The sequence below is a fragment of the Streptomyces sp. M41 genome, assembly GCF_043673425.1.
Classification (GTDB): domain Bacteria; phylum Actinomycetota; class Actinomycetes; order Streptomycetales; family Streptomycetaceae; genus Streptomyces.
Map to the genome: position 1 here is coordinate 173636 of NZ_JBIMKE010000001.1, position 16553 is coordinate 190188.

The 16553-nt window shown below is 72.6% G+C and carries 18 protein-coding genes; 10 read left to right on the plus strand and 8 right to left on the minus strand.

The genetic code is table 11. The features are described from left to right. Positions 1-67: 67 nt before the first annotated feature. The 3 genes from ACHBTE_RS00820 to ACHBTE_RS00830 all read left to right on the plus strand — a co-directional run bounded on the left by ACHBTE_RS00820 (position 68) and on the right by ACHBTE_RS00830 (position 3768). Positions 68-898: a class I SAM-dependent methyltransferase gene (locus ACHBTE_RS00820; protein WP_394721266.1), complete on the plus strand. Its 831-nt coding sequence runs from the start codon at positions 68-70 to the stop codon at positions 896-898. Between the two features lie 69 nt (positions 899-967). After that, on the plus strand, positions 968-2791 hold the full coding sequence (locus ACHBTE_RS00825; RefSeq protein ID WP_394721267.1) for a gamma-glutamyltransferase family protein: 1824 nt from the start codon (positions 968-970) through the stop codon (positions 2789-2791). Between the two features lie 131 nt (positions 2792-2922). Then, positions 2923-3768 carry an inositol monophosphatase family protein gene (locus tag ACHBTE_RS00830; protein WP_394721268.1) on the plus strand — a complete coding sequence of 282 codons (846 nt, stop codon included), beginning with the start codon at positions 2923-2925 and terminating at the stop codon, positions 3766-3768. Here ACHBTE_RS00830 and ACHBTE_RS00835 read toward each other — a convergent pair. Beyond that, positions 3680-4306, minus strand: a complete 627-nt coding sequence (locus ACHBTE_RS00835) for a hypothetical protein (RefSeq protein ID WP_394721269.1) — start codon at positions 4304-4306, stop codon at positions 3680-3682. The two genes, ACHBTE_RS00830 and ACHBTE_RS00835, sit on opposite strands and share 89 nt — an antisense overlap. 96 nt (positions 4307-4402) lie before the next feature. On the opposite strand from ACHBTE_RS00835, the gene ACHBTE_RS00840 reads away from it, so the two are divergent. The 4 genes from ACHBTE_RS00840 to ACHBTE_RS00855 all read left to right on the plus strand — a co-directional run bounded on the left by ACHBTE_RS00840 (position 4403) and on the right by ACHBTE_RS00855 (position 7768). After that, the gene (locus ACHBTE_RS00840) at positions 4403-5815 is read left to right on the plus strand and encodes a phytoene desaturase family protein (RefSeq protein ID WP_394721270.1); all 1413 of its coding nucleotides are present in this window, start codon (positions 4403-4405) and stop codon (positions 5813-5815) included. 132 nt (positions 5816-5947) lie between these two features. After that, the gene (locus ACHBTE_RS00845) at positions 5948-6460 is read left to right on the plus strand and encodes an O-acetyl-ADP-ribose deacetylase (protein ID WP_394721271.1); all 513 of its coding nucleotides are present in this window, start codon (positions 5948-5950) and stop codon (positions 6458-6460) included. A gap of 180 nt (positions 6461-6640) precedes the next feature. Further along, positions 6641-6928: a hypothetical protein gene (locus ACHBTE_RS00850; protein WP_394721272.1), complete on the plus strand. Its 288-nt coding sequence runs from the start codon at positions 6641-6643 to the stop codon at positions 6926-6928. 375 nt (positions 6929-7303) lie between these two features. After that, on the plus strand, positions 7304-7768 hold the full coding sequence (locus ACHBTE_RS00855; protein WP_394721273.1) for a hypothetical protein: 465 nt from the start codon (positions 7304-7306) through the stop codon (positions 7766-7768). Between the two features lie 31 nt (positions 7769-7799). Here ACHBTE_RS00855 and ACHBTE_RS00860 read toward each other — a convergent pair whose 3' ends face one another. After that, positions 7800-8162, minus strand: a complete 363-nt coding sequence (locus tag ACHBTE_RS00860; RefSeq protein ID WP_394721274.1) for an ArsR/SmtB family transcription factor — start codon at positions 8160-8162, stop codon at positions 7800-7802. Between the two features lie 257 nt (positions 8163-8419). On the opposite strand from ACHBTE_RS00860, the gene ACHBTE_RS00865 reads away from it, so the two are divergent. Further along, entirely contained in the window at positions 8420-9928 is a 1509-nt protein-coding gene (locus ACHBTE_RS00865) for a DNA-3-methyladenine glycosylase 2 family protein (protein ID WP_394721275.1), read from the plus strand. Positions 9929-9958: 30 nt separating this feature from the next. After that, complete coding sequence (locus tag ACHBTE_RS00870; protein WP_394721276.1) at positions 9959-10441, plus strand: methylated-DNA--[protein]-cysteine S-methyltransferase; 483 nt, start codon at positions 9959-9961, stop codon at positions 10439-10441. Between the two features lie 9 nt (positions 10442-10450). Here ACHBTE_RS00870 and ACHBTE_RS00875 read toward each other — a convergent pair whose 3' ends face one another. The 4 genes from ACHBTE_RS00875 to ACHBTE_RS00890 form a co-directional block, all read right to left on the minus strand. Next, positions 10451-10822: a VOC family protein gene (locus ACHBTE_RS00875; RefSeq protein ID WP_394721277.1), complete on the minus strand. Its 372-nt coding sequence runs from the start codon at positions 10820-10822 to the stop codon at positions 10451-10453. A 14-nt stretch (positions 10823-10836) separates the two neighbouring features. After that, the gene (locus ACHBTE_RS00880) at positions 10837-11565 is read right to left on the minus strand and encodes an NAD-dependent deacetylase (protein ID WP_394721278.1); all 729 of its coding nucleotides are present in this window, start codon (positions 11563-11565) and stop codon (positions 10837-10839) included. 66 nt (positions 11566-11631) lie between these two features. Next, on the minus strand, positions 11632-12138 hold the full coding sequence (locus tag ACHBTE_RS00885) for an NUDIX domain-containing protein (protein ID WP_394721279.1): 507 nt from the start codon (positions 12136-12138) through the stop codon (positions 11632-11634). 286 nt (positions 12139-12424) lie between these two features. After that, positions 12425-13498, minus strand: a complete 1074-nt coding sequence (locus ACHBTE_RS00890; RefSeq protein WP_394721280.1) for an ADP-ribosylglycohydrolase family protein — start codon at positions 13496-13498, stop codon at positions 12425-12427. Positions 13499-13702: 204 nt separating this feature from the next. On the opposite strand from ACHBTE_RS00890, the gene ACHBTE_RS00895 reads away from it, so the two are divergent. Continuing rightward, the gene (locus tag ACHBTE_RS00895; protein WP_394721281.1) at positions 13703-14833 is read left to right on the plus strand and encodes a glycerate kinase; all 1131 of its coding nucleotides are present in this window, start codon (positions 13703-13705) and stop codon (positions 14831-14833) included. 93 nt (positions 14834-14926) lie between these two features. On the opposite strand, the gene pssA is transcribed toward ACHBTE_RS00895, so the two are convergent. Together pssA and ACHBTE_RS00905 are read right to left on the minus strand one after the other, a co-directional pair. Further along, complete coding sequence (pssA, locus tag ACHBTE_RS00900) at positions 14927-15745, minus strand: CDP-diacylglycerol--serine O-phosphatidyltransferase (RefSeq protein ID WP_394721578.1); 819 nt, start codon at positions 15743-15745, stop codon at positions 14927-14929. 22 nt (positions 15746-15767) lie between these two features. Further along, a complete protein-coding gene (locus tag ACHBTE_RS00905; protein ID WP_394721282.1) occupies positions 15768-16427 on the minus strand; it encodes a phosphatidylserine decarboxylase in 660 nt (219 codons plus the stop codon). Positions 16428-16553: the final 126 nt, after the last annotated feature.

A 16553-nucleotide genomic window follows, 5' to 3' on the forward strand; every position in this document is an offset into this window, starting at 1 on the left:
CTCCGCGCCAGCTGACAGTACCGAAGACCCCGTTGCCCGCCGATCCCGCGATCAGCACGCTGGGGCGATGACCGTGACCCAGGAACCACGACCCTCCGCCGTCCATGAGGAGATCCTCGCCTACTACGCCCGGGGCAAGGAGGACACACGGCTCAGAGAGGGCGGCGCGCCGGCCGGCCGGCTGGAGTTCTGGCGCACCCAGGACATCCTGCGCCGGCTGCTGCCCGCGGCCCCGGCCCGGGTCCTCGACGTCGGCGGCGGCAGCGGCGTCCACGCGGAGTGGCTCACCGCGGACGGATATCAGGTCGACCTCGTCGACCCCGTGCCGCTCCACGTCGAGCAGGCGGCCCGGCTGCCCGGCGTCACCGCCCGCCGCGCGGACGCCCGCGACCTGCCCGCCCCCGACGCCGCCTACGACACGGTGCTGATGCTCGGCCCGCTCTACCACCTGCCCGAACGGGAGGACCGGACACGGGCGTTGGCCCAGGCGCACAGAGTGGTCCGTCCGGGCGGGTCGGTCGTCGCGGCCACCATCAACCGGTACGCACAGCTGCACGACCTGCTGCGCGAGGAGCGCTACTTCACCCCGCTGAACCGTGAACGCACCGACGCCGTCCTGGCCGACGGCCGGCACCCCTTCCACGAAGAGGGCTTCTTCACCATCGCTCACTTCGCCCGGCCCGACGACGTACCCGGAGAGTTCACCGACGCGGGTCTCGTCGTCGAAGGCCAGTACGGCGTCGAAGGCGCCGCCTGGCTGATGGGCGGCGTCGAGGACTGGCTGGACGACCCGTCTCGCCGCGAGGCCGTGCTGGCGGCGTGCCGGCACATCGAGGCCGAGCCGACGCTGCTCGGCGTCAGCGGGCACCTGCTGACGGTGGGGAGACGGCGACCGTAGCCCTGGACCGCCCACGGGTCCCGCTGCGTACGATCTTCGGACCGTCGCCCCGAGTTGAGGAGTCCGCTCGTGTTCACCACCCGACCCACACTCCAGGGCACCTTCGGCATGGTCTCCTCCACCCACTGGCTGGCCTCCCAGTCGGCGATGGCGGTCCTGGAGGGCGGCGGCAACGCCTACGACGCCGCCGTGGCGGGTGCGTTCGTGCTGCACGTCGTCGAACCGCACCTCAACGGCCCGGCGGGCGAGGTGCCGATCCTGCTCGCCCCCGCGGGCGGCGAGGTGCGCGTGCTGTGCGGGCAGGGCGTCGCACCAGCCGGCGCGACGATCGCGCACTACAGGGGCCTCGGCCTGGACCTCGTACCCGGTACCGGGCCCCTCGCCGCCGCCGTCCCCGGCGCCTTCGACGCCTGGATGCTGCTGCTGCGCGACCACGGGACGAAGTCGCTCGCCGAGGTGCTGGCGTACGCCATCGGGTACGCCGAACACGGGCACGCCCCCGTGGAGCGCGTCGGCGAGACCGTCGAGACGGTACGGGAACTGTTCGAGACGGAGTGGACCTCGTCGGCGGAGGTGTATCTGCCGGGCGGCGAGGCTCCGCGCCCCGGTGAGCTGTTCCGCAACCCCGCCCTCGCCGCCACCTGGAAGCGGCTGCTCGCCGAGGTGGCGGGAGCCGGCGACCGGGTCGCGCAGATCGAGGCGGCCCGGGAGGTCTGGCGCACCGGGTTCATCGCCGAGGCGCTCGTCCGGCAGTCCCTGCGGCCCACCATGGACACCAGCGGCCGACGGCACTCCGGCACGCTCACGGCCGCCGACCTCGCCGGCTGGTCCGCGACCTACGAGGCACCGGCGACGTACGACTGGAACGGCTGGACCGTGTGCAAGGCCGGACCCTGGAGCCAGGGCCCCGTGCTCCTCCAGCAGCTCGCGCTGCTCCCGCCCGAACTGCCGCCGTACGGCTCCGCCGACTACGTCCATCTGCTGATCGAGGGCTGCAAGCTGGCCATGGCCGACCGCGAGGCCTGGTACGGCGACGCGGCCGAGGTACCGCTCGCCGACCTGCTGTCGGACCCGTACAACGCCGCCCGGCGTCAGCTGATCGGCGACAAGGCGTCCCACGAGCTGCGGCCCGGCAGCCCCGGCGGACGCGCCCCCCGGCTGTGCGCGCACGCGCACACGACGGCCGGCGAGCCCGGCTTCGACGTGCTGGGGGCCGGGGAGCCCACGGTCGCCAAGCGTCCCACCTCCCCGGTGCCGGGCGAGCCGGACGTGAGCGCCGACGGCGGCACCCGCGGCGACACCTGCCACCTGGACGTCGTCGACCGCTGGGGCAACATGGTCGCGGCCACCCCCAGCGGCGGCTGGCTCCAGTCCAACCCCGTCGTCCCCGAGCTGGGCTTCCCGCTCGGCACCCGGCTCCAGATGACCTGGCTGGAGGAGGGCCTGCCGAACTCACTGACGCCGGGCCGCCGCCCCCGCACCACCCTCACACCGTCGATCGCCCTGCGTGACGGCGTCCCCGTCATGGCCTTCGGCACGCCCGGCGGGGATCAGCAGGACCAGTGGCAGCTGCACTTCTTCCTGGCCGTGGCGCTGCGCGCCCAGGTCCGCGGCGGCCTCGACCTCCAGGGCGCCATCGACGCCCCGAACTGGCACAACGACAGCTTCCCCGGCTCCTTCTACCCGCGCGGGATGCGACCGGGCAGCGTCACCGTGGAGTCCCGCACGGATGCCGCGGTGGTGGAAGGGCTCCGTCGGCGCGGGCACGTGGTGAACGTCGGCGAGCCCTGGTCGGAGGGGCGGCTGTGCGCCGTCGCGAGGGACCCGGAGACAGGTGTCCTGTCGGCTGCGGCCAACCCGCGGGGGATGCAGGGGTACGCGGTCGGCCGCTGACGGGTGCTGGTGACGAGGGTCACATGCGTACGCCGCCTACTCCCGCCCCCATCCCCTGGAGTTCACGTCGATGCCGCCCGCCGGCCACCCGGCGGGCGGGGAGTGTCAGTGGGGCGTGCTCTCATGGAGGGGTGATCGAACACTACGAAACCATCGACGAGTTTCTCGCACAGCACTCGGCAGACGTGGAGGAAGCGGTCCGTGAGGCCGCCGCGGCCGAGATCATGCCCCGGTTCCGGCAGCTCGCCGTGCACGAGGTCGACCAGAAGAGCGGACCGCACGACCTGGTGACCGACGCCGACCGGCTGGCCGAGCTGTATCTCACCAAGACGCTCGGTGCGCTCCTGCCCGGCTCGGTCGTGGTCGGCGAGGAAGCGGTGCACGCCGACCCGGCGTCCTACGACGCGCTACAGGGCGACGCACCCGTCTGGATCGTCGACCCCGTCGACGGCACCCGCCAGTTCGTGCACGGCGACGACGGATTCTGCACGCTGGTCGCGCTCGCACGGCACGGCGTCGTGCTGGCCTCCTGGACGTACGCCCCCGCCCGCGACCAACTGGCCACGGCTGTCCGGGGCCGGGGCGCCCACCTCGACGGGCAGCGGCTGCGTTCCGGAGCGCCCGAACCCGGCCGCGCCCTGCACGTGGCCACGTCCCACCCGGACTACACGACCGACGAGCAGAAGCGCGCCCTGCTCGGATTGTGGACCGACGGTGTGGAACCACGCCCCTGCGGCTCCGCCGGCCTGGAGTATCTCGCCGTCGCGCGGGGCGAGTTGGACTCCACCGCCTTCTCCTGGGAGGCGGCATGGGATCACGCAGCCGGTCTGCTCCTGGTCGAGGAGGCGGGCGGCGCCCACCTGACCCGCGCGGGCGAACCGTTCCGCATCACCGGGGGCAACACGCTGCCGTTCGTGGCGGCCCGGGACGAGGCCACGGCGCGCCGGGTGACGGGACTGCTGTCGGCCGGAGCCTGATCTGCGGACGGCCACCGCCGACCCGCAGGTCGACCACCTCGAACTCCGCCGGTGTGCCCTCGTCCGGCCACCGGCACCCCGCACGCAGCAGCACCGCGGCGTCCACGAAGCCTGGGGCGGGCAGAGCGAGGTCGACGAACACGCCCGTCACGCCGGGCCCCCAGGGCGAGACGGCGAAAGTGCCGGGCAGCCGGGTGCCGACGGGCAGCGGGCCGCTGTCGTGGCGTGCCTCGCACTGCCGGTAGGAGCGGGCGCGGCCCCACGCGAGGTCGAATTCCCGCAGGTCCACGGGCCGCGCATGTGGCGGCGCCGGGACCGGGTCCGGCGCGGGCAACCCGTACACGACCTCGTACAGCCGCGCGCCCCACTCTCCGCAGGAGTCCCGCACCCGTGCGAGCTCGGCCGACTCGGCGGCCACCACCGGCACACGATCGCCTCCGCGCAAGGTGATCTGGCGCAGCAGCCGCCCGTCGTCCCCCACCTCGAACCAGTGCCACACATCGCCCTCGGGGACCTGGCTGCGGAAACGGCGTGTCACCCCGCGGACTTTACCCGCGCCCCGGCGCTGTCAGCGGCCCGGCATATCCTGATCCCGAAGGCCGTCGGCTGACGAAGGGGTCCGAAGGTGCCGTCGATGCTCGATGCGGTCGTGGTGGGTGCGGGGCCGAACGGACTGACCGCTGCCGTGGAGCTGGCCCGGCGCGGCTTCTCCGTGGCCGTGTTCGAGGCACGCGACACCGTGGGCGGCGGTGCCCGCACCGAGGAGCTGACCCTGCCCGGCTTCCGCCACGACCCGTGCTCGTCGGCGCACCCCCTGGGCATCAACTCACCCGCGTTCCGGGCGATGCCGCTGGAGCGCCACGGCCTTGAGTGGCTGCACGCCGAGCTGCCCATGGCGCACCCCTTCACCGACGGCAGCGCCGGCGTGCTCGCCCGCTCCGTCGCCGAGACCGCGGCCTCCTTCGGCCCGCGCGACGCGGGGACGTACCGGAGACTGGTCGACCCGTTCCTGACGAAGTGGGACACGCTGGCCCGTGACTTCATGTCCCTGCCGCTGACGGCGCTCCCGCGCGACCCGGTCACGCTCGCCCGGTTCGGCCTGGTCGGGCTGCCCCCGTCGACCTGGCTGCTGCGCCGCTTCCGTGACGAGCGGGCCAAGGCCCTGTTCGCTGGGCTCGTCGCCCATGTCATCGCCCCGCTCGGCGGCTTCGCGACCACCGCCATCGGCCTGGTCTTCGCCCTCGCCGCGCACGCCCGCGGCTGGCCCGTGGCCCGTGGTGGCTCCCAGTCCATCTCCGACGCCCTCACCGCGTATCTCGAGGAACTCGGCGGCAGCGTTCACACCGACTTCGAGGTCAAGCGGCTCGACGACCTGCCGCCCGCGCGCGCGTACATCTTCGACACCTCACCGACCGCCCTGGCCCGCATCGCCGGTTTCGGTCGCTACTACGAGGGCTATCGCTACGGGGCCGCCGCCTTCAAGATCGACTACGCGCTGGACGGACCGGTGCCGTGGATCGCGCAGGAGGCCCGGCGCGCCGGCACCGTACAGGTCGGCGGGAGCAGCGCGGAGATCGGCAGTGCGCTGCGCGCTGCGTCCCGGGAGGGCCGTGCGCCCGACAAGCCGTTCCTGATCACGGTGCAGCCCAGCGTCGTCGACCCCACCCGGGCCCCCGAGGGCAAGCACGTCTTCTGGGCGTACGGCCATGTGCCCAACGGCTGGACCGGCGACCTCACGGACGCCATCGAGGCCCAACTGGAGCGGTTCGCCCCGGGGTTCCGGGACCGCGTCCTCGCCCGGGCGACGGCCGGACCGGCCGAACTCGTCGCGCGCAACGCCAACTACGTCGGCGGGGACATCGCCTCCGGCGCGGCCTCCGGGCTCCAACTCCTGCTGCGCCCCAAGCTGTCGCTGTTCCCCTACGCCACCCCGCACCCGGCGGTCTACATCTGCTCCTCGGCGACCCCGCCCGGCCCCGGGGTGCACGGCATGTCGGGGCACAACGCGGCGAAGGCCGTGTGGAGGCGCTTGCGGCAGGAGGCGTAGCCGGCCGCGCAGCGGCCCGCACCCACCCGTCAGGCCGGTCAGGGTGGCGTGTGTGTCGCGGGAGTCGCACGCTTCCTGTGCCGCCGGGTCCGTGCGCCCGCCTCATGCGCTCCACCTGCTATAGAGGCAGGCATGAACACCCGCATCAGCCTCGTCCAGGGCGACATCACCCGTGAGAGCGTCGACGCGATCGTCAACGCCGCGAACTCCTCCCTGCTCGGCGGGGGAGGCGTCGACGGCGCGATCCACCGGCGCGGCGGCCCGGCGATTCTCGATGAATGCCGCAAACTGCGCGCCTCCCGGTACGGCAAGGGCCTGCGCACGGGCCAGGCGGTCGCCACGACCGCGGGGGAACTGGACGCGCGATGGGTGATCCACACTGTGGGGCCGGTCTACTCCGCGCAGGAGGACCGCTCCGGCGAACTCGCCTCCTGCTACCGCGAATCCCTGCGGGTCGCCGATGAACTGGGCGCCCGTACCGTCGCCTTCCCGGCCATCTCCACCGGCGTCTACCGCTATCCGCTCCAGGAGGCCGCACGCATCGCCGTGGACACGGTGCGCGCCACGAGGACCGCTGTCGAGGAGGTCAGGTTCGTCCTCTTCGACGAGCGGGCGTACGAGGCGTTCGCCGCCCAGGTGGGGTGACCGGGCGCCGAGCCGTCCACCTCGGTCCGGGGGCTTCACCTTCGAGCGGGTGCTTTCGCCACGAGATCACGAGTCTCGGCGCGTCGTCGGTGCATATCGGGTTTTTCACACTAATCTCCCGTAACTGTACGAAGTCGATCTGTTACGGATCGCACACCCCCTCACTCCATCGGAGATGGCATGCACAAGCTTCACAAGGCTGCGGTCGTGGTCGTCGCCCTCGGCAGCGTCGGTCTCCTGAGCGCCGGCACCGCCACCGCCCAGGGCCTCGACGGCGGCGGCCACGGCGGCAAGTACAGCGTTCTGCAGAGCTCCAGCTGCAAGTCGCACGACCTGAACGTCGACGTCCTCGGCCAGGTCGGCGTCCTGAACGGCGCCCTGGGCAACGCGCTCAACGGCGAGGGCAACTCGGGTGGCCAGGACACGCACCTCGGCTCGTCCATGGGCTGTGACAACAGCGCGTTCTGAGCCGCCTTTCCGACACGGGCCGGCGCTGAACCGCTGTCGCCCGTAGCGCAGCTCGTCAGGCCGTCCGCAGGCCGAACGGGCGCCGCTTCCGCGGTGTCCCCCGGCTGTGCGGGACCGGTGCCTCAGGGCGAGACCCACCGGTGGAGTACGGGCCGCGGCAGGACAGTCCACACACTGCCCCGCACACGGCAGCGCACCGGTGTCTGACGAGCCGCGCGGACCGGGCGGCAGCACAGGGCCGCACCTCGGAGACCGACCAGGGGCCTGATCCGCTTCACGCGGGTCGGGCCCCTGGCCGTATGTCCTCGGACCCGCATGAACACTTCCCGGCGTTGATCCGTATCCCCCTGCGTGCAGCCACACAGAGGAAGCAGCGTGCAGACACACCGGGGACGCGTCGCCTGCGCCGCGACGGCCGGAGTCCTGGCCGTCCTCTCCCTGGTCACCGCCTGCGGCGGCGGGGACGAGGGCGGGAAGGCCGCCGCGAAGAGCACCCCTCCCACGGTCGCCGCCGATGCGGCCGGCGTCGTGGCCCCGGCGAAGGTCGAGGTGATCGCCGGTCTGACGGGCTGCCAGGTCAAGATCCGCACCGAGGCGGACGAACTGCGCGAGGGTGTCTGCCGCACGAAGGAGGGCGATTACCTCATCACCACTTTCCCCGCCGAGAAGTACAAGCTGACCTGGCTGGACTCGGCCGCCGTCTACGGCGGGAAGTACCTCGTCGGGACCCGCTGGGTGGTCAGCGCGAAACCGGCTCTGCTGGAGCAGCTGCGCCCCCGGCTGGGCGGCACCATCCAGCAGTTGAGGGGCGTGGGGCCCACGGCCCCGAGCGCGTCGTAGCGCCGGTCGAGGCGGCGGCGGACGCCGTGTGTCAGTCGGTCGGGTCGCTGACGCCCAGGCGCAGATGCTCCACGTGGTACACGGCCTGGTCGAGCAGTTCGGCGACATGGTGGTCGTGCAGCGCGTAGACGACCGAACGGCCGCGCCGCTCGCCCACCACCAGGCCGAGGTTGCGCAGCAGGCGCAGCTGGTGCGAGCAGGCGGACTGCTCCATGCCCACCTCCGCCGCCAACTCCGTGGCCGGCAGCGGCCCCTCACGCAGACGTGCCAGGATCAGCAGGCGGGACGGGGTCGACAGGGCCTGGAGGGTGGTGGCCACCTTGGCGGCGTTGGCCGCGTCCAGGCGTACGCGCCCGGTGGTGTCCTGCGCGGCGGTGACGGCTCCATGACCCATGAGCGGTATCTTACTCATCGCACATGAACACATGAATGATTCTTCATGCGATGCACCGTGTTGCGTCGGTTCGGCCTCGCGCTCGGGCCGGGCCTTGGGTCTGGGGTCCGGCCTTGGGCTCGGCCTCGGGCCGCCACTCCTGTCCGGGCCTCGACCGCAGGCTCCGGCCCGAGGGCGAACCGGAGGGTCCCAGGGGAGTCGAGGTCGATGTCGGATTCTCGCCAGCCCTCCTCGCTCGGGTGGTCGATGCTTGAGGCATGCAGAAGGGGATGCACACCGACACCGAGCGCTGCGTGCGCGCGGTCCAGTCCAAGGACGCCCGCTTCGACGGCTGGTTCTTCACAGCGGTCGTGACGACCGGGATCTACTGCCGGCCCAGCTGTCCGGTGGTCCCGCCCAAGCCGGGGAACATGCGGTTCTTTCCGAGCGCAGCCGCCTGCCAGCAGGCCGGGTTCCGGGCCTGCAAGCGCTGCCGCCCCGACACCAGCCCCGGCTCACCCGAGTGGAACCAGCGCGCCGACCTCGTGGCCCGGGCGATGCGCCTGATCGCCGACGGCGTGGTGGACCGCGAAGGCGTACCCGGCCTCGCCGCCCGGCTCGGCTACAGCACCCGGCAGATCGAACGCCAGCTCCTCGCCGAACTCGGCGCCGGCCCCCTCGCCCTGGCCCGCGCCCAGCGTGCCCAGGCGGCCCGCCTCCTGATCGAGACGACGCCCCTGCCCATGGCGGACATCGCCTTCGCAGCCGGCTTCGCCTCCATCCGCACCTTCAACGACACCGTCCGCGAGGTCTTCGCCCTCTCCCCGAGCGAACTGCGCGCCCGCACCCCCCGCAGCGCCCCGGGCACCTCCGGCACCCCTGACGCCCCGGGGAACACCGCCGGCGCCCTGACCCTGCGCCTGCCGTTCCGCGCCCCCCTCAACCCCGACAACCTCTTCGGTCACCTCGCGGCGACCGCCGTGCCCGGCGTCGAGGAGTGGCGGGACGGGGCGTTCAGGCGCACGCTCCGGCTGCCGTACGGCCACGGGATCGTGGCCCTCACCCCGCACCCCGACCACATCGCCTGCCGCCTCACCCTCAGCGACCTGCGCGATCTGACCGTCGCGATCAGCAGGTGCCGCCGGATGCTCGACCTGGACGCCGATCCCGTCGCGATCGACGACCAGTTGCGCACGGATCCGCTGCTCGCGCCCCTGGTCGACAAGGCGCCGGGCCGCCGGGTCCCGCGCACGGTCGACGAGGCCGAGTTCGCCGTACGGGCCGTGCTCGGCCAGCAGGTCTCCACAGCGGCCGCCCGCACCCACGCGGCCCGCCTGGTCATCGCCCACGGCCAGAAGGTCGACGACGCCGAGGGCGGCCTCACCCACCTCTTCCCGGCACCCGAGGCGCTGGCCTCCCTCGACCCGGAGTCGCTGGCGATGCCGCGCTCGCGTCGGACCACGTTCACCACACTCGTACGTGAACTCACCGACGGCGCCGTGCTGCTGGGGCCCGACAGTGACTGGCCCGCGACCCGGGCCCGGCTGCTGGAGCTGCCCGGCTTCGGCCCCTGGACCGTCGACGTCATCGCGATGCGCGCCCTCGGCGATCCCGACGCCTTCCTCCCCACCGACCTCGGTGTCCGCCGCGCCGCACAGGAGCTGGGCCTGCCCTCGACCCCGGCGGCCCTCACGGCCCGGGCGGCGGCCTGGCGCCCCTGGCGGGCGTACGCCGTCCAGTATCTGTGGGCCACGGACAGCCACCCGATCAACTTCCTCCCCGTGTGACCACGTCGAGCGACAAGGACAGGACCGCAGATGAAGCAGCACACCGTCGTCGACAGCCCCTACGGCCCGCTCACGCTCGTCGCCGAGGACGGCCTCCTGTGCGGCCTCTACATGACCGACCAACGCCACCGCCCGCCGGAGGAGACCTTCGGCACCCGCGAGGAGTCCCTCTTCGCGGAGGCGGAGGAGCAGTTGGACGCCTACTTCGCGGGCGAGTTGAAGGAGTTCACCCTCGAACTGAGCCTGCGGGGAACACCGTTCCAGCGCAGCGTCTGGGCGGAACTGCGCAAGATCCCGTACGGCGAGACGCGCACCTACGGCGAACTCGCCGACATCCTGGGGAACTCCGGCGCCTCCCGGGCGGTCGGCCTCGCCAACGGCAAGAACCCGATCGGCATCATCGTGCCCTGCCACCGCGTCGTCGGAGCGAACGGCGGCCTCACCGGATACGGCGGCGGCCTGGCCCGCAAGCAGAGCCTGCTGGACTTCGAGAGCGCGGCGGCGCTGTTCTGAACCCGGGCGTCAGCCGGCGGTCCGCTCCGCCGGCCCGAGCTCCACACAGAACTCGTTGCCCTCGGGATCGGAGAGGACCGCCCAACCCCTGCCGTCCGGGGCGCGGCGGTCGTCGACCAGGGTGGCACCGAGCGCGAGCAGCCGCTCGACCTCCTCGTCCCGGGTGCGGTCCTGCGGCTGGAGGTCCAGATGCACCCGGTTCTTGACGGTCTTGGCCTCCGGGACGGTGACGAACAGCAGGCCCGCCCCCTCGATCAGGACCTCCTCGTCCCCCGGCTCGTCGTCCTCGTGCACGGGCAGGCCGAGCACCTGGGACCAGAAGCCGGCAAGACCGTAGGCGTCGGCGGAGTCGATCGTCGTATGGCGGATCCGAGAGGTCATGATCGCATTCTGGGTCACTCGCCGAGGCCGCGCAGCAACTTCGGCAGCGCGGTACCGATCGGCTCGCGGACGACCTCGTCGGCGAGTTCGTCGTACGGTGTCGGCTCGGCGTTGACGATGACGAGCCGGGCGCCGTGGTCGGCGGCAACACCCGCGAGGCCGGCGGCGGGCTGCACCTGAAGGCTGGTGCCGACGGCGATGAACACCTGGCAGGCCTTGGTGATCGCGACCGCCTCGCCGAGCACGACCGGATCGAGCCGCTCGCCGAACATCACCGTCGCGGACTTCAGGACCCCTCCGCACTCCAGACACGGCGGGTCGTCCTCGCCGGCCTCGACCCGCGCGAGGGCGTCCTCCATCGGTGTGCGCGCATGGCATTGCGTGCAGACCACATTCCGTGCGCTGCCGTGCAGTTCCAGCACTTTGCGGGCGGGCATGCCGGCGAGCTGGTGCAGCCCGTCGACATTCTGCGTGATGACCCGGACGGGCACACCGGACTTCGCCAGCTCGGCCACGGCACGATGCGCCGCGTTGGGCTCGGCGTTCAGTGTCCGGTTCCCCCGCCGCATCTGCCACGACCGCCGCCGGATCTCCGGATCGCCCATGTAGTACTCGTACGTCACGAGCTTCTCGGCTTCGGGATCGCGCCGCCACAGCCCGTTCGGGCCGCGGTAGTCGGGGATCCCGGAATCCGTGGAAATGCCCGCACCACTGAGGAGGGCTACAAGGGGTGGCCTGGTCATGTCACCGAGAGTAGGGCGCGCCCGGCGGGCGAGGCGAACGGATATCCGAGCGGTGCGCTCGCCGCCTCATGCGGCCCCGGCGTCCACCCGGTGCCCGTTCTCCAGCTCCACCGCGCTTCCGCCGCCCTCGAGGACGTCCAGCGCGGCCAGCACCCGGCGGCCCAGGGCATCCGGTAGATGCGCGGTGAGCTCCTCGCGCGCGACCAGCCGCCAGGACAGCAGCTCTTCCTCCTGCAAGCGGATCGCCTTGAAGTCGTCCTCGTCGAGGACCCCACCGTCGTACAGATACGCCACCAACGGCGGCCGGCCCGGCCCGGGCACCCAGTCCACCACGAGCAGCCGGCCCAGATCCCGGTCCAGGCCGATCTCCTCGGCCGTCTCCCGACGCGCACCCTGGCGCGGCGTCTCCCCGTCGTCCGACACGACCGTGCCGCCCGGGAGCGCCCAGCCGTCACGGTAGTTCGGCTCCACGAGCAGCACCCGGCCCCCGGCGTCCCGGAACAGCGCGGCGGCACCGGCGAGGACACGGGGGAGCCCCGCGATGTATGTGGCGAAGTCTTGCGTCGTGGTCATTGAGGAAGGGTAACCAGCCGCCGCGGCCGTGCCCGTGTCCCGGCTCCCGCCCGCCGGAGCACACGCCCGGCTCGCAGAGGCACACCGCTCGCACGGCGAAGCCGACCCCCGACCCCCGGCCCCCGACCCTCGACCCCTGACCCCCGGCACCCGGCGCCTGCGCAGGAGAGCGGACCCGGCGCACCGCCACATCCCCGGGTCTTCTCCCCGGGTCTTGATCCACCGTCACCGGACCCCGCCGCCGGCACCCATGCCCAGGGCCTCCCGGCGCCCCGGCACGCCACACCTACGTCCCGACCCCCGCCAGCCGCACCGTCCGTTCCGCCAGTTCGCTGATCCGTACCCCGTCGAAGCCGAACACCGCACTGCGCACCGTGTCCTCAAGCGGTTCCGTCCACTGGCCCGGAATCGCCTCCGCCCCGGTCAGGACACCGGCCACCGAACCGGCCGTCGCCCCGTTGGAGTCGGTGTCCAGACCGCCGCGGACGGTGAGGGTGATGGTCCGGGTGAAGTCGCCGTCGCCGTACAGCAGCCCGGCGGTGAGCACGGCCGCGTTCGGCACGGCGTGGATCCAGCCGAGCCCGGCGGTCTCCTCGGAGACGGTGGCGAGAGTGTCCTCCCAGCTCATCCGGGTGTCATGGAGCGAGGCGACCCGGCGCACGGTACGCGCGAAGCGGCTGCTCGCCGGGATGACCATGAGCGCCTCCTCGACCGCCTCCCGGACCGTGGCCGCCGTGAACGCCGCCGCGATCAGCGCCGCCGCCCACATCGCGCCGTACACACCGTTCCCGGTGTGCGACAGCACCGCGTCCCGACGGGCGAGGGAGGCGGCGCGACGGGGGACGCCCGGGCAGGTCCAGCCGTAGATGTCGGCACGGATGAGGGCGCCGATCCACTCCTGGTACGGGTTGTCGTACGTGGCCGTCAGCGGCGGCTTCAGACCGCCCGCGAGGTTGCGGTACGCGGCCCGCTCCGCCGTGAACGTCTGGAGGTACGGCAGCCGCAGCAGCCACAGGTCGCCGACCTGCTCGGTGCTGAAGCCGAAGCCGTAGGTCTCCAGCAGGTCGAGGCCGAGGATGGCGTAGTCGACGTCGTCGTCGCGGCAGCTGCCGTGGATCCTGCCGCGCACGCACTGACGCCACTCCGGGCGCAGCTCGAAGCCGTCGGCCTCGCTGATCGGCTCGGGGAGATAGTCGGTGAGGGGCAGGGCTGCGGCCTGCCGCAGATAGCGGTCGATCCGGTCCCGGGTCCACAGGTCGCCCTGCTCGACCGGCTTGCCGAGCATGTTGCCGGCGATCCGGCCCAGCCACCCTCCGAGAACGCGGTCGGCGAGCTCTGGCTCAGTGCCCACAGGGGTCATAGGACCGGTTTACCCAATTCCGGCGGCCCGCGCTCGGGGGCCCGGGCGGCTCGCACGTCGGCATCGCGGCGCCCGCACGGCGGCCTCGCGGGGCCTTCTCATGCTGCGGGCAGCGCATGACGTCATGGGGCTCCTCCGGTTAAGGTCGCAGCGGCGCGACTGGCCTTGACGTGCGCGAGGCCCGGAGAGCAAGGGGAAAACAAGGTGACACAGCGCGTGCTCATCGCCGCGGACAAGTTCAAGGGCTCGCTCACGGCCGTACAGGTCGCCGAGCGGGTGACCGCCGGTCTGCGCCGGGTCGTACCGGGCCTCGAGGTCGAGGCCATGCCCGTGGCCGACGGCGGCGACGGGACCGTGGACGCGGCCGTCGCGGCCGGCTTCGAGCGCCGGGAGGTGCGCGTCGCCGGACCCCTCGGGGACGAGGTGACGGCGGCGTTCGCGCTGCGCGGCGACACCGCGGTGGTGGAGATGGCGGAGGCCAGCGGCCTCCAGCGGCTGCCGGCCGGCGTCTTCGAACCGCTCACGTCCTCCACGTACGGCTCCGGCGAACTGCTGCGCGCCGCCCTCGACGCGGGTGCCCGCACCATCGTCTTCGGCGTCGGCGGCAGCGCCACCACGGACGGCGGCGCCGGCATGCTGACCGCGCTGGGCGCCCGCTTCCTGGACGGCGACGGCGAGCCGGTGGCGCCGGGCGGCGGTGGCCTGGCCGGCCTCGCCACCGCCGATCTCTCCGGCCTGGACCCGAGGCTGGCCTCCGTCGACCTGGTGCTCGCCAGCGACGTCGACAATCCGCTGACCGGCCCGAAGGGCGCGCCCGCGGTGTACGGCCCCCAGAAGGGCGCCTCGCCGGAAGACGTGGCGACGCTGGACGCGGCGCTCGCGCACTACGCGCAGGTGCTGGAGAAGTCCGTGGGCTCCAAGGCCGCCGAGCACGCCGCGTCGCCGGGCGCGGGGGCCGCGGGAGGCATCGGCTACGGCGCCCTGCTGATCGGCGCGGGCTTCCGCCCCGGCATCGAGGTCATGCTGGACGTCCTCGGCTTCGCCCCGGCCCTGGAGCGCGCCTCGCTGGTGATCACCGGTGAGGGCTCCCTGGACGAGCAGACCCTTCACGGCAAGGCCCCGGCAGGCGTCGCCGCCGCGGCCCGGGCGGCCGGCAAGGAGGTCGTCGCGGTGTGCGGCCGTCTCGCACTGGCGCCCGAGGCGCTGGGCCGGGCGGGCATCCGGCGGGCGTACCCGCTGACCGAGGTCGAGCCGGACGTGGCGAAGTGCATCGCGGACGCGGGGCCGATCCTGGAGCGTACGGCGGAGCGGATCGCGCGCGACTTCCTGGCCTGAACCGCGACGTGCGGTACGCCGAAGGGCCCCGAGCCGGGTGGCTCGGGGCCCTTCGTGTCGTCGTACGACCGCGACGGCTTCGTTTCCGTCCGCTTACGGAAGCTGGGCCGCCCGCGCCTCGCGACGGTTGTCGCGGAAGTTGTTCACCCGGCGCGCCGTGGCGAACAGGGGGATCACCGCGCCCATCACCAGCTGGAGGGCGCAACCCGTCTGGAGCAGCAGCTGGCCGCTCGGGGCGTCGAAGGCCCAGGCGGCGAGCAGACCCATGGACACCACGATCCAGGACAGCATCGCCACGGCGAGGCGACCGCGCGGCTTCGGGTACTCGACCCGGCTCACCATCAGCCAGGCCGTGCCCAGGATCGCGAGGAGCGTCGCCACGAAGGGCAGCTCCAGCAGGACGATCGAGACCACCGTGAGCGCGCCGAACGGCGACGGCATCCCCTGGAACATGCCGTTCGGGACCGACACGCACGAGAACCGCGCCAGCCGCAGCACGACCGCCAGGAGCACCACGATCGCTCCGACCGCGGCCACTCTCTGGTGCGCGTCGTCCGCGACCATGCCATAGACCAGGACGAAGTACGCCGGGGCCAGACCGAAGCTGATCAGGTCGGAGAGGTTGTCCAGCTCGGCGCCCATGGGGGAGGAGCGGAGCTTCCTCGCGACCAGGCCGTCGAACAGGTCGAAGACCGCCGCGCAGAGCATCAGGATGACCGCCGTGGCCGCGCTGTGGCGGGCCATGCCGGACTCCTGGCTGCCGGTGAGGTGCGGGATCAGGATGCCGGTGGTGGTGAAGTACACCGCCATGAAGCCGCACGTCGCGTTGCCGAGAGTGAGGGTGTCCGCTATCGACAGGCGGAGAGAAAGAGGCATCTCCTCCTCTTCGTCGACCTCGTCGGCCTCGGGCACCCAGCCCTGCTGTGTCTCTGGATCAATCACGGTCAATGCGAGTCACCCCAGCCACGGTCTTCTGCCCGACCTCGACCGCGACCTCCACGCCCTCCGGCAGGTAGATGTCGACTCGGGAGCCGAAGCGGATCAGACCGATACGGTCGCCCTGCTCGACCTTCGTGCCCTGCGGGATGTAGGGGACGATGCGACGGGCCACCGCGCCGGCGATCTGGACCATCTCGATGTCACCGAGCTCGGTGTCGAAGTGCCAGACAACGCGCTCGTTGTTCTCGCTCTCCTTGTTGAACGCCGGAACGAAGCCGCCGGGGATGTGCTCGACGGACGTGACCGTGCCGGCGAGCGGCGCCCGGTTGACGTGGACGTTCAGCGGGCTCATGAAGATCGCGACGCGGGTGCGGCCGTCCTTCCACGGCATGATGCTCTGCACCACACCGTCGGCGGGCGAGATGACCCGGCCCTGGGCGATCTCGCGCTCGGGGTCGCGGAAGAACCACAGCATGCCCGCCGCGAGAGCGGTGGCGGGCACGGCGACGGCCTTGGCGACGCCGGAGCGGCGTGCGCGCAGCAGGCTGACGGCTGCGGTGGCGACGGTCGGGAGAAGCCACGGCGATGCTCCGCGCGCGAGGCGTACGCCGCCGACCTGGCTGTCGCGTGGTGCAGAGGTTTGGCTGTGGGGCATGGATGACCTTCGTAGCGGATGATGCCGCGCGGTATCAGGGGACGGCGGCTTTCCCGGGATCGTACCGGTCGCGGGCCACAACTGGGCAAGCCAGGAAGCCGAGTCGGCGGCTGAAGAGTGTTGACG

Bases quoted from the DNA above. Each gene is read 5' to 3' on its own strand.
- ACHBTE_RS00850 (WP_394721272.1), top strand. From the start codon at position 6,641: ATGCACAAGCTTCACAAGGCTGCGGTCGTGGTCGTCGCCCTCGGCAGC.
- ACHBTE_RS00905 (WP_394721282.1), bottom strand. From the start codon at position 16,427: ATGCCCCACAGCCAAACCTCTGCACCACGCGACAGCCAGGTCGGCGGC.
- ACHBTE_RS00880 (WP_394721278.1), bottom strand. From the start codon at position 11,565: ATGACCAGGCCACCCCTTGTAGCCCTCCTCAGTGGTGCGGGCATTTCC.
- ACHBTE_RS00875 (WP_394721277.1), bottom strand. From the start codon at position 10,822: ATGACCTCTCGGATCCGCCATACGACGATCGACTCCGCCGACGCCTAC.
- ACHBTE_RS00865 (WP_394721275.1), top strand. From the start codon at position 8,420: ATGCAGAAGGGGATGCACACCGACACCGAGCGCTGCGTGCGCGCGGTC.
- ACHBTE_RS00885 (WP_394721279.1), bottom strand. From the start codon at position 12,138: ATGACCACGACGCAAGACTTCGCCACATACATCGCGGGGCTCCCCCGT.
- ACHBTE_RS00870 (WP_394721276.1), top strand. From the start codon at position 9,959: ATGAAGCAGCACACCGTCGTCGACAGCCCCTACGGCCCGCTCACGCTC.
- ACHBTE_RS00845 (WP_394721271.1), top strand. From the start codon at position 5,948: ATGAACACCCGCATCAGCCTCGTCCAGGGCGACATCACCCGTGAGAGC.
- ACHBTE_RS00890 (WP_394721280.1), bottom strand. From the start codon at position 13,498: ATGACCCCTGTGGGCACTGAGCCAGAGCTCGCCGACCGCGTTCTCGGA.
- ACHBTE_RS00840 (WP_394721270.1), top strand. From the start codon at position 4,403: ATGCTCGATGCGGTCGTGGTGGGTGCGGGGCCGAACGGACTGACCGCT.
- ACHBTE_RS00860 (WP_394721274.1), bottom strand. From the start codon at position 8,162: ATGGGTCATGGAGCCGTCACCGCCGCGCAGGACACCACCGGGCGCGTA.
- ACHBTE_RS00820 (WP_394721266.1), top strand. From the start codon at position 68: ATGACCGTGACCCAGGAACCACGACCCTCCGCCGTCCATGAGGAGATC.